Source organism: Sinimarinibacterium flocculans (genome assembly GCF_003201205.1).
Lineage (GTDB): Bacteria > Pseudomonadota > Gammaproteobacteria > Nevskiales > Nevskiaceae > Solimonas > Solimonas flocculans.
In genome coordinates this window covers 182756-193140 of record NZ_QICN01000010.1, presented here as the reverse complement: position 1 = coordinate 193140, position 10385 = coordinate 182756, and the positions used below count along the sequence as shown (strand labels likewise).

Here is a 10385-nt window from a genome sequence, read left to right as displayed (position 1 = left end):
CCTGCTGCTACGTCGTGCGCACGGGCTGCGCGTGGCGGATGCTGCCGAGCGAGTTCCCGCACTGGGACAACGTCTACAAGACCTTTCGTCGATGGCGGCTACGCTGGCCGCTGTGCACAAACCCTTAACCAGACGCACGCGCTGACCGTCGAGGTGGTCCGCCACCCCGCCAATGGCAACGGCGGATCGTGGCATCACGCTGCTCAGGGCCAGTTGTTCCCTGTCAGGGCCGATGCCAACGGCTTCGTCGTCCTTCCCAAGCGCTGGGTGGTTGAACGCACCCACGGTTGGAACGAGCGCGCGCGCAGACTCATCATGCATCACGATCGCCTGGCGAACGTCTCGGAGGCCTGGATCTGGCTTGCAGAGGCACGGCTCCTCCTGCGTCGTCTGACAACCTGATTGTTTTGTCTACACCCTCTCAGACCCTGGATATCGGCCTCGACATAGCTGCCTGCTGCCCGTTGTGCCACAGGGCCTCCCCTTCAGCGATCCAGCGAAGGCTGGATACTGCCAGCGAAAGGGATGTTTAATCAAACGAAACTGGCTTATCCGTTTACGTGATTATTAACGAACCTCAGCCAACGTTAGCGCTGGCGCGGGATTGACGCGAATCTCAGACGCCAGTGGAGCGTGGTCAACGTAGCCTTACAGAACAATGCCTTATGTCCTCCCGGCTATCACTCAGCTGAGGTTCGTTAGTAGTCAGGTCCGTTTATAAAGCCGGCAAAACGGCTGCACAATCAAAGCTTGCTTGCATTGCACTGGCCCCTATCCAGCGCTGGCGCACGAACCTTGGACTACATCCGGAACACCCCATACCGCGGATCGCCGATCGGCGTGTTCAGCGCCGCCGAGATCGAGATGCCGAGCGCATTGCGGGTGTCGACCGGGTCGAGCATGCCGTCGTCCCAGATCTCGGAGGTGGTGTAGTACGCGCTCTGCTTGCGCTTGAATTCGCCCAGCACCGGGTCGCGGATCGCATCGATGTCGGCCTGGCTGAGCTGCTTGCCCTGCTTGGCCAGCTGGCGGATCTTGACGTCGGCGAGGGTGTTCGCGGCCTGTTCGGCGCCCATCACCGAGGTCTGTGACTGCGGCCAGCTGAACAGGAAACGCGAATCGAAGGCGCGCCCGCTCATGCCGTAGTTGCCGGCGCCGAAGCTGCCGTGGCACATCACGGTGAACTTGGGCACTTCGCAGTTCGACACCGCCATGATCATCTTGGCGCCATCCTTGGTGATGCCGCGGCGCTCGTACTCCTTGCCGACCATGAAGCCGGTAATGTTCTGCAGGAACACGATCGGCGTGCGCCCCTGATTGCACAGCTCGATGAAGTGCGCACCCTTGAGCGCGCTGTCGTTGAACAGCACACCGTTGTTGGCGAGGATGCCGATCTTGTACCCCCACAGGTGCGCATAGCCGCAGATCAGGGTCTTGCCGTAGTTCGGCTGGTACTCGTGGAAGCGCGAGCCGTCGACGAGCCGCGCAATGACTTCCTTCATGTCGAATTGCGCCTTGATGTCGCGCGGCAGAATGCCGTACAGCTCGCCGGCGTCGTAGTAAGGCGCTTCCGGCTCCTGCCATTCGGTGTGCGCCTTCTGCGGCCGCTTGAACTGGGCGACGATGTCGCGCGCAATCGCGATCGCCTCCTCCTCGCTGCCGGCCGGATAGTCGGCGGTGCCGGAGACGCTGGTGTGCATGTCGCAGCCGCCCAGCTCGTCGACGCTCACGTCCTCACCGGTCGCCGCCTTCACCAGTGGCGGGCCGGCGAGAAAGATCGCGCCGGTGCCGCGAACGATGACGTTGTAATCGGACAAGCCCGGCACATACGCGCCGCCCGCAGTGCAGTGGCCGAGCACCACCGAGACCTGCTGCACGCCCATCTTCGACAGCATGCACTGGTTGCGGAAGATGCGGCCCGCCATGTACTTGTCGGCGAACAGGTCGGCCTGCAGCGGCAGGAAGCCGCCGGCCGAATCGCACAGGTGCACGACCGGCAGGCGGTTCTCGATGGCGATGTCGAGCGCGCGCACGGTCTTCTTCACCGTCAGCGGATACCAGGCGCCGCCCTTGACGCTGGCATCGCCGGCATTGATGACGACCTCGCGCCCCGAGACGATGCCGATGCCGGTCACGCAGGCCGCAGCCGGCACCTCGCCGCCGTAAGCCTCGTTCGCCGCCAGCGACGAGAACTCGAGGAACGGCGTGCCCGGATCGAGCAGCAGATCGAGGCGCTCGCGCACCAGCAGCTTATTCTGCGAGCGCAGGCGATCGATGTCGCGCTGCGGACGCGCGTGCCGCACTTTCTCCTGCTTGTCGCGGAATTCGGCGGCGAGCCGGCGGTTGTGCTCGGCGTTGGCCTGGAATTCGGCGGAGGCGGTGTTGAGTCGCGATTCAATTCTCTTCATGCGTATTTCTCTCGTAGGGCGGGAAAGCCGGAAGGCGCATCCCGCCGCTGCACTGTCGGTACGGCGGGATGCGCTGCGCTTTCCCGCCCTACTTCTGAGCCTCCAGGGCAATCAGCAGCGCATCGCGGTCGAAGGTCTGGCCCATTTCATACGTAACCTCCGCGATCACGCCGTCCCTCGGCGCGGCGATCGTCGTTTCCATCTTCATGCTCTCCATGACCAGCAGGGTCTGACCCTTGCTCACGGCATCGCCGGCCTTGACCGCGACGCTGACGATGCTGCCGGGCATCGGCGCGAGGATGCGGTCCTCGGCATTGCCGCCGGCCGCGGCCGCGAGCCGGTCGAGCGGATGCTGGTAACGCAGCGCATAGGCTTCGCCGTCGAGATGCACGAAGACTTCGTCACCGCGCGTGGCGATGACCACCTCGACGTGGCGCTCGCCCAGCGTCAGCCAGGCGCGACCATCGGCGCCAGTCCTCAGGTCGATGTCGATGCGCTGCTCGCCCAGATGCAGGCGATACGCCGTCGCGGAGCGCGACAGTTCGACGTTATGGACGTCGTCACCGAGTTTGAAGGCGTGGTGCATGGTGTCGATTCCTAGTTGCGCCAGCTGCCCATCGCCGCATGCATGTCCGGCACGGCATCGGCGACGTCGCGCATCGGGCGCGTGCTCAGCGAGGCCGCGGCGAGCAGCGCCTGCAGGGTTTCGGTCGCCAGTACCGGCTCTGCGGCGATCTGCGGGTTGGCGTCGAGAAAGCCGGTGTGCACATCGCCGGCGATGAAGGCCGGGTGCGCGATCAGCCGGCGCAGGAAGGCGGTGTTGGTCTTGCAGCCGAGCAGCACCGTGTCCTTGAGCGCCTTGTCGGCCCGGGCGATGGCCTCCGCGCGATCCGCACCGCGGATGATCAGCTTGGCGATCATCGGGTCGAAGGCCGAGGTCACTTCACCGCCGTGCAGCACGCCGCTGTCCCAGCGCACGCCCTCGCCCTGCGGCGGGTGCAGCACGAGGATCGGACCGGTGGTCGGCGTGTAGCCGCGCGCGGCATCCTCGGCGTAGATGCGCAGTTCGATCGAATGTCCCTGCGCCTTCACGTCGTCCTGCGTGCAGCCGAGCTTCTCGCCGGCGGCGACGCGCAGCTGCTGCAGCACGAGGTCGATGCCGGTGATCTCTTCGGTCACCGGATGCTCGACCTGCAATCGCGTGTTCATCTCGAGGAAGTAGAACTCGCCTGACTGCCCGAAGATGAATTCCACGGTGCCGGCATTGCGGTAGCCGATCGAGCGGGCGATGCCGGCGGCGGTCTCGCAGATCTCGCGGCGCTTGGCGTCGTCGAGCGCCGGCGACGGCGTCTCCTCGACGATCTTCTGGAAGCGGCGCTGCACCGAGCACTCGCGTTCGAACACATGCACCACGCCGCCCTGCCCGTCGCCCAGCACCTGGACCTCGATGTGCCGCGGGTTCTCGATGTAGCGCTCGCAGTACAGACGGCCGTCGCCGAAGTAGCGCTGGCCCTCGGAGCGGCCGCGTTCGATCTCCTGCTCCAGTAGCGACAGGTCGCGGACGATGCGCATGCCCTTGCCGCCGCCGCCGGCCGACGGCTTGATCAGCAGCGGTGCGCCGACCTGGCGCGAGCGCTCGACGAAGGTCTTCGGATCGTCGTCCTCGATCGCGCTGGGGGCGACCGGGAAACCGGCCTTCTCGACGAAGTTGCGCGCGCGCACCTTGTCGCCCATCAGGTCGATCTGTTCCGGCGTCGGGCCGATGAAGCGCATGCCCGCGGCTTCGACCGCCTCGCAGAAACCCTTGTTCTCGGACAGGAAGCCGTAACCCGGATGGATCGCGCCGGCACCGGCCGCCTGGGCGACCCGGATGATCTGCGCACCGTCGAGGTAGGCGCCGACCGGCGTTTCGCCGGTGATCTCGACGGCCTCGTCGGCCAGCCGCACGGCTGCCGTGCCGCGATCGGCGGCGTGGTAGACGACGATCCCCTTCAGGCCGAGGCGCTGCACGGTGCGCAGGACGCGTACGGCAATCTCGCCGCGATTGGCGACGAGCACGGCCTGAAACGGCCAGCTCGCTGCGCGTTCGCGCAGCGCCGGCCACTCGGTCTCGGTGGGCGTGAGTACGTTCATGGGGCTTCCCTGGTGTGCGTCGGCTGCCAGGCATCGAGTCGCGCGGCGATACGGCGCAACTGCTCGGCGTCGCTGCGTTGCGCGGCACGGCCGGGCCGCTCGATGCCATCGCAGACGATGGCGGTGATCTGGTCGGCGAGCACGTCGACGTCGAGCGCGCCGCGGCTCTTGCCGCGGCCTCCGACGGCGTTTTCGGCGCCACTGCGGCTGCCAGCGGCCGCCGTTTCGACAATGTAGTTCCAGGTGCAGTGCTCGATGCCGCCGTAGACGAGATCGCGCAGCAGCGGCAGCGGCAGGTCCGCGCGGAAGACCTGTGCGGCCTGGCCCTCGGCGATCACGTCCATCAGCAGCTGCGTGTAGCGGCGGTTCATCGCATGCAGCGCGGTGCCGCGGTAGTCGCTCTCGGTGCGCACCTCGCGGAACATCAGGCGGCACAACAGCGGCCAGTCGCGCACCGCACACAGGTGACGCCAGACCAACAGGCGCAGACGCGCGCGATGGCCGCGCACAGCTTCGAGATCGCGGGTGTAGTCGCCGAACATCTGCTCGTACCAGTACTCCAGCATCTTGAGCAGCAGCTCGCGCTTGGTCGCGAAGTACTTGTAGATCGTGCCCTCGACGATGCCGAGCCGCTCGGCGATCTCGGCAACGGCCGTGCCCTCGTAGCCCTTCTCGCAGAACACGTCGCGCGCCGCCACGAGAATCTCGTCCACGCGCTGCTCGCGCGCGAGGCGCGGCGCGTGCACTCGGACTTTCGGCGGCTTGCGCGTCATGCGTGCCTGAGCCCAGTCCGTTCGCCCCGAGTGCCGCTGCGCGCAGCGCGGCGGTGTATCGAGGGGCTTGCGATGTCTCGATACGCCGCGACGCGGCTACTCGACACGAAAGGGACGATCATGCGCTTCATGTCGACAGTAGGGCTTCCGGCACGTCGACCGGAAAATCCATCAGGATCTGCGCCAGCATCTTGCCCTGCGGGTCGTGACGCAGCGAGGCGATACCGCCGCCGCCCAGCGCCTCGCTCATCAGGAAGTTGAAGCCGAGCAGCCCCGGCAGCTCGAAGCGCTGCACGTCGCCCTCGACGAAGTGTGCGAAGTAGCGCTTCACTGCCTCGGCGGTGAGCTGCTCGCGCAGCAGCGGCAGGAACTCGGGTCGGCGCGCCAGTACGCCGATGTTCGCGGCATTGCCCTTGTCGCCGGAACGGCCGTAGGCGAGCGTGATGAGTGGGACGGTGCGACTCCCCTCTCCCGCCTGCGGGAGAGGGGCGGGGGAGAGGGCCGCTGCCGCGGGCGGCGGAACGCCGGCTGTGCCGGCGCCCTCTCCCGCCCCTTCGGGGCACCCTCTCCCGCAAGCGGGAGAGGGGACCAGAAACGGAGAACCGTCCACTTCGATCTTCACGGCATCCTTCGGCACCAGGCACGAGAACAGCCGCACCAGCGGCGTCGGCGACGGCCTGCCGCCGGCGAAGCCGGTGATGCCCTGCGCCATGGCCGTGGCCGGCGGAATGCATTCGCGGCCGAACAGCGCCAGCGCGTTCTTGTCGGCGTGATGCACGGCGATCTTGAGGATCACCTCGCGCGTATCGCGCCGGCGGGCGTTCGCGCCCCAGTTGGCCTCGCTGCCGAGCACCTCGATGTCGGTGCGCAGGTAGTCGCCGAGGCCGAGTTCGCCGAACATGCGGCGCGTGCGCTTGAGGATCGCGGCGCCGACCGTCTCGGCCTTGGCGACCGCGTCGACGCCGCCAATCATCATCATCGCCGTGCAGCGGAAGCCGTCCTGATACGTAGCCGACACCTTGTAGCTGTCGGTGGGCGCGCGACCTTTCGCACCGCTGACCTCGACGCGATCGTCACCGACCTGACGGAGCTGCACCTGGCGCCAGTCGCAGGTCACGTCCGGCAGCAGGTAGCTGGCGGGATCGCCGATCTCGTAGACGATCTGCTCGGCGACGGTCTCCGGCGTCACGCGTCCGCCGGTGTTCGCCGGCTTGGTGACCACGAAGCTGCCGTCGGCGCGGCATTCGGCGATCGGAAACCCCATGCGATCCCAGTCGCCCGCCACCTTTTCCCAGTCGGTGCTGACACCGCCGGTGGCCTGCGCACCGCACTCGATGACATGACCGGCCAGACTGCCGGCCGACAGCTTGTCGTAGTCGTCGGGCTGCCAGCCGAATTCGTGAATCAACGGACCGAGCACGACCGCGCTGTCGACGCAGCGTCCGGTCAGCACGATGTCGGCGCCACCCGCCAGCGCCTGCGCGACCGGAAACGCGCCCAGGTACGCATTCATGCTCCACAGCTTCGGCGGCATGGCCGCGCCGCTGAACATCTCCTTCACGTCGGCAAACTCGGCTGCGCGCGGCAGCAGGTCGTCGCCGGTGACGATCGACACCTTCAGGTCGATCCCCAGCGCGGCGAGCTTCTCGTCGATGGCGGCCTTGCAAGCCGACGGATTGACGCCGCCGGCATTGGTCACGACCTTGATGCCCTGCGCCTTGAGCTTCGGCGCCAGCGAGGCCAGCACCGCCGGAAAGTCCGTCGCGTAGCCGGCAGCCGGGTCCTTGGCGCGCGCACGCGCCAGCAACGACATCGTGATCTCGGCGAGATAGTCGAGAACCAGATAGTCGATCTGGCCCGAGTCGACGAGTTGCTTCGGCCCTTCGGCCGAATCGCCCCAGAAACCGGCGCCGCAGCCGATGCGAACGAGCTCGCGCATGCTCAGTTCCCGGTGAAGTTGGGCGCGCGCTTTTCCTGGAACGCGGACAGGCCTTCCTTCGCGTCCTCGGTCGAGGACATCACCGGCACCATCGCCTGCGCGTACTCCAGCGCTTCGCGCAGGCCCATGTCGCGCATCGCGGCGAAGGCCTGCTTGCCGAGGCGGATCGCTGTGGGCGACTTGTCGGTGACGCGCGACAGCAGCCAGTCGAGCTTGGCGTCGAGTTCGGCGCGCGGCACGACGTAGTTGAGTACGCCCCACTCCAGCGCTTCGGCGGCGCTGAACTGTTCGCCGGTGATGCACATCTCCTGCAGCTTGCGCGGCGGCAACACGCGCAGCATGTACGGCAGGATCATCATCGGCGTGAGGCCGATCTTCGATTCGGTGGTGCCGATGCGGATGTCGTCGGCAGCGATCGCCATGTCGCAGGCACACAGCAGCCCGAAGCCGCCGGCCATGACGTGGCCGTTGACGCGGGCGATCACCGGCAGCGTGCATTCCTGCAGGCGCTTGAACAGATCGACGATGTAGTGCTTCGGCCGCGCGAAGTCGACCGCGAAGGCAAAGCCCTTCGTTCCCTTGGCCAGATCGGCCCCGGCACAGAAGGCCTTGTCACCGGCACCGGTGATGACGATGGCGCGGACCTCACCCCCCTCGACGGCGGCAGCGATCGCCCGGTCGATCGTGCGCACGACTTCCTCGTTGAGCGCATTGCGGCGTGCTTCGCGATTGATCGTGATCCACTGCACGGCGCCTCGGCGCTCGACGAGGACCGGCTCGGGCTGGGCGGACTCGGACATGGAAACTCCTGTCTGGACGGGTGTGGCGAAAGCGGTCCGGCATCGGGGCCGGCGCCATTGGTAAGTCATACTCACCTATGCGGCGGAGACTTGTCCAGAGGCGGGCGCGCAAGGATGCGCACACGGCGACGTCACATCGCGCAGATGGACTATGGACGCACGGCGCCGCGCGCAATAGACTCGACGTAAGTCTTACTCACCAGAGAATCCGCATGTCCGACCGCCCCAGCGTCATGCAGGCCTTCACCGGCCTGTCCGCCGACGAGATGGAGATCCTCACGCAGGCCGACCGCTTCGCACAGGCCGAGGCCTACCCGCTCGCACAGCGCATGGACGACGAGGAATGGTGGCCGGAGGAGATCTTCCCGAAGATCGGCGCCACCGGGTACTTCGGCGTCACCGCGCCCGAGGAACTGGGCGGCTCGGGCATGGACGTATTCACCTCCGGCCTGATCCTGCAGGCGCTCGGCCGCTGGAACCATGCGCTGGCGCTGGCCTGGGTCGCACACGAGAACCTGTGCCTGCACAACATCCTGCGCAACGCCAACGACGCGCAGAAGCAGAGGTACGTGCCGGGCCTGTGCAAGGGCACGAGCATCGGCGCGCTGGGTCTCACCGAGCCCGGCGCCGGCTCCGACGCGCTCGGCTCCATGCGCACGACCGCGCGCCGCGAAGGCGGCTACTACGTCCTCAACGGCAGCAAGATCTACATCACCAACGGCCCGGTCGCCGACGTGCTGCTGGTCTACGCCAAGACCGACAAGGACAAGGGCGCGCAGGGCATCAGCGCCTTCATCGTCGAGAAGGACTTCCCCGGCTTCAAGGTCGCGCAGAAGCTGATCAAGATGGGCTTCCGCGGCTCGCAGACCGCCGAGCTGGTGTTCGAGGACTGCAAGGTGCCGGCGGAGAATCTCGTCGGCGAGGAGAATCGCGGCGTCAAGGTGGTGATGTCCGGCCTCGACCTCGAGCGCGCGATGATCTCGCCGATCTGTCTGGGCATCGCCGAGCGCGCGCTGGCGCTGTCGCTCGACTACGCCCGCCAGCGCAAGCAGTTCGGCCGGCCGATCGCCGATTTCCAGATGATCCAGGCCAAGCTCGCCGACATGTACACCTGGGTCGAGTCGATGCGCCTGTTCACCTACCAGACGCTGCGTGCGGCCAACGTCATCGGCGAGGAGGACGGCGGCCGCGGCGAGATCCACAAGCTCACCGCCGCCGGCGTGCTCTACGTGGCCGAGACGATGAACAAGGTGCTCAACGATGCCGTGCAGGTGCATGGCGGCAGCGGCTACATCTGGGAGAGCGAGATCAACCGCCTGTATCGCAGCATCAAGCTGCTGGAGATCGGCGCCGGCACGTCCGAGGTGCGCAAGATGATCATCAGCAAGGAAATGCTGAGCGCGTAGTCATATCGCCTCTCCCGCTTGCGGGAGAGGGGAGCCGGATCGCCGCATGAACCTCGACATCGACCGCCTCAACGATCCCGCGGCCCTCTGGGCGGCGGACACCGTCTACCGCCCGGACCTGTTCGCGGGCAAGGTCGCACTGGTCTCCGGCGCCGGCAGCGGCCTCGGCCGCGCCTGCGCACTGCTGTTCGCGCGCCTCGGTGCAAGGCTGGTGATCTGCGGGCGCACGCCCGAGAAGCTCGAAGCGGTCGCCGAATTCGTGCGCGACAAGGGCGGCGAGGTGCTCGTGGTGCCGACCAACGTGCGCGAGCCCGATCAGGTGGACGCGCTGTTCGCGCAGGCGCACGCGCACTACGGTCGCATCGACTGCACGGTCAACAACGCCGGCGGGCAGTTCCCGCAGGCGGCGATCGACTTCGCGCCCAAGGGCTGGAGCGCGGTCATCAACAACAACCTCAACGGCACCTGGCTGATGATGCAGCGCGCCGCCCAGTACTGGCGCGATCTCGGCCCCGTAGCGGAGCCGATGCTGCGGTCGATCTGCAACATCGTCGTCGTCATCGAGCGCGGCATGCCGGGCGTGGCCCACACCGTCGCGGCACGCGCGGGCATCATCGGCGCCACACGCACGGTGGCGGTCGAGTGGGCGCCGCTGGGCATCCGCGTCAACTGCATCGCGCCGGGGCTCATCGCCACCGAGGGCCTGCGCGTCTACCCGCCGGAGGCGCAGAAGGAATTCCCCATCGCCAACCCGATGAAGCGGCCAGGCACGCCGATGGAGATCGCCGAGTCCTGCATCTACGTCTCGGCCTCGAGCGGCAGCTTCATGACCGGCGAGGTCGTCACCGTCGACGGCGGCGGCAAGCTCTGGGGCGAGCTGTGGACCGCCGGCCGGCCGGAGTGGTATCGCCACTGACGCCCCCCGG

8 protein-coding genes and 1 pseudogene are annotated in these 10385 nt (G+C 67.1%); 3 read left to right on the top strand and 6 right to left on the bottom strand.

The window, feature by feature from the left end:
- Window positions 1-402, top strand: a pseudogene (locus C8D93_RS16740) (transposase); the annotation flags it as partial.
- 398 nt (window positions 403-800) lie between these two features.
- Here the strand turns inward: C8D93_RS16740 and C8D93_RS16735 are convergent.
- The 6 genes from C8D93_RS16735 to C8D93_RS16710 form a co-directional block, all read right to left on the bottom strand.
- Window positions 801-2408 carry an acyl-CoA carboxylase subunit beta gene (locus C8D93_RS16735; protein ID WP_110266374.1) on the bottom strand — a complete coding sequence of 536 codons (1608 nt, stop codon included), beginning with the start codon at window positions 2406-2408 and terminating at the stop codon, window positions 801-803.
- Window positions 2409-2496: 88 nt separating this feature from the next.
- Window positions 2497-2994: an acyl-CoA carboxylase biotin carboxyl carrier protein subunit gene (locus tag C8D93_RS16730; RefSeq protein ID WP_110266373.1), complete on the bottom strand. Its 498-nt coding sequence runs from the start codon at window positions 2992-2994 to the stop codon at window positions 2497-2499.
- Window positions 2995-3005: 11 nt separating this feature from the next.
- Window positions 3006-4541, bottom strand: a complete 1536-nt coding sequence (locus C8D93_RS16725; protein ID WP_110266372.1) for an acetyl-CoA carboxylase biotin carboxylase subunit — start codon at window positions 4539-4541, stop codon at window positions 3006-3008.
- Window positions 4538-5287, bottom strand: coding sequence for a TetR/AcrR family transcriptional regulator (locus C8D93_RS16720; RefSeq protein WP_170124076.1), 750 nt, complete (start codon window positions 5285-5287; stop codon window positions 4538-4540). The genes C8D93_RS16725 and C8D93_RS16720 overlap by 4 nt, the downstream gene beginning before the upstream one ends.
- A gap of 154 nt (window positions 5288-5441) precedes the next feature.
- Window positions 5442-7253, bottom strand: coding sequence for an acyclic terpene utilization AtuA family protein (locus C8D93_RS16715; protein WP_110266370.1), 1812 nt, complete (start codon window positions 7251-7253; stop codon window positions 5442-5444).
- 2 nt (window positions 7254-7255) lie between these two features.
- Window positions 7256-8053: an enoyl-CoA hydratase-related protein gene (locus C8D93_RS16710; RefSeq protein ID WP_110266369.1), complete on the bottom strand. Its 798-nt coding sequence runs from the start codon at window positions 8051-8053 to the stop codon at window positions 7256-7258.
- Window positions 8054-8265: 212 nt separating this feature from the next.
- Here C8D93_RS16710 and C8D93_RS16705 point away from each other — a divergent pair, with 212 nt between their 5' ends.
- Window positions 8266-9459 (top strand): acyl-CoA dehydrogenase family protein, encoded by a 1194-nt coding sequence (locus C8D93_RS16705; RefSeq protein ID WP_110266368.1) that lies wholly within the window; start codon window positions 8266-8268, stop codon window positions 9457-9459.
- Window positions 9460-9505: 46 nt separating this feature from the next.
- Window positions 9506-10375: an SDR family NAD(P)-dependent oxidoreductase gene (locus tag C8D93_RS16700; protein WP_110266367.1), complete on the top strand. Its 870-nt coding sequence runs from the start codon at window positions 9506-9508 to the stop codon at window positions 10373-10375.
- Window positions 10376-10385: the final 10 nt, after the last annotated feature.

Bases quoted from the DNA above. Each gene is read 5' to 3' on its own strand.
- C8D93_RS16735 (WP_110266374.1), bottom strand. From the start codon at position 2,408: ATGAAGAGAATTGAATCGCGACTCAACACCGCCTCCGCCGAATTCCAG.
- C8D93_RS16730 (WP_110266373.1), bottom strand. From the start codon at position 2,994: ATGCACCACGCCTTCAAACTCGGTGACGACGTCCATAACGTCGAACTG.
- C8D93_RS16725 (WP_110266372.1), bottom strand. From the start codon at position 4,541: ATGAACGTACTCACGCCCACCGAGACCGAGTGGCCGGCGCTGCGCGAA.
- C8D93_RS16715 (WP_110266370.1), bottom strand. From the start codon at position 7,253: ATGCGCGAGCTCGTTCGCATCGGCTGCGGCGCCGGTTTCTGGGGCGAT.
- C8D93_RS16710 (WP_110266369.1), bottom strand. From the start codon at position 8,053: ATGTCCGAGTCCGCCCAGCCCGAGCCGGTCCTCGTCGAGCGCCGAGGC.
- C8D93_RS16705 (WP_110266368.1), top strand. From the start codon at position 8,266: ATGTCCGACCGCCCCAGCGTCATGCAGGCCTTCACCGGCCTGTCCGCC.
- C8D93_RS16700 (WP_110266367.1), top strand. From the start codon at position 9,506: ATGAACCTCGACATCGACCGCCTCAACGATCCCGCGGCCCTCTGGGCG.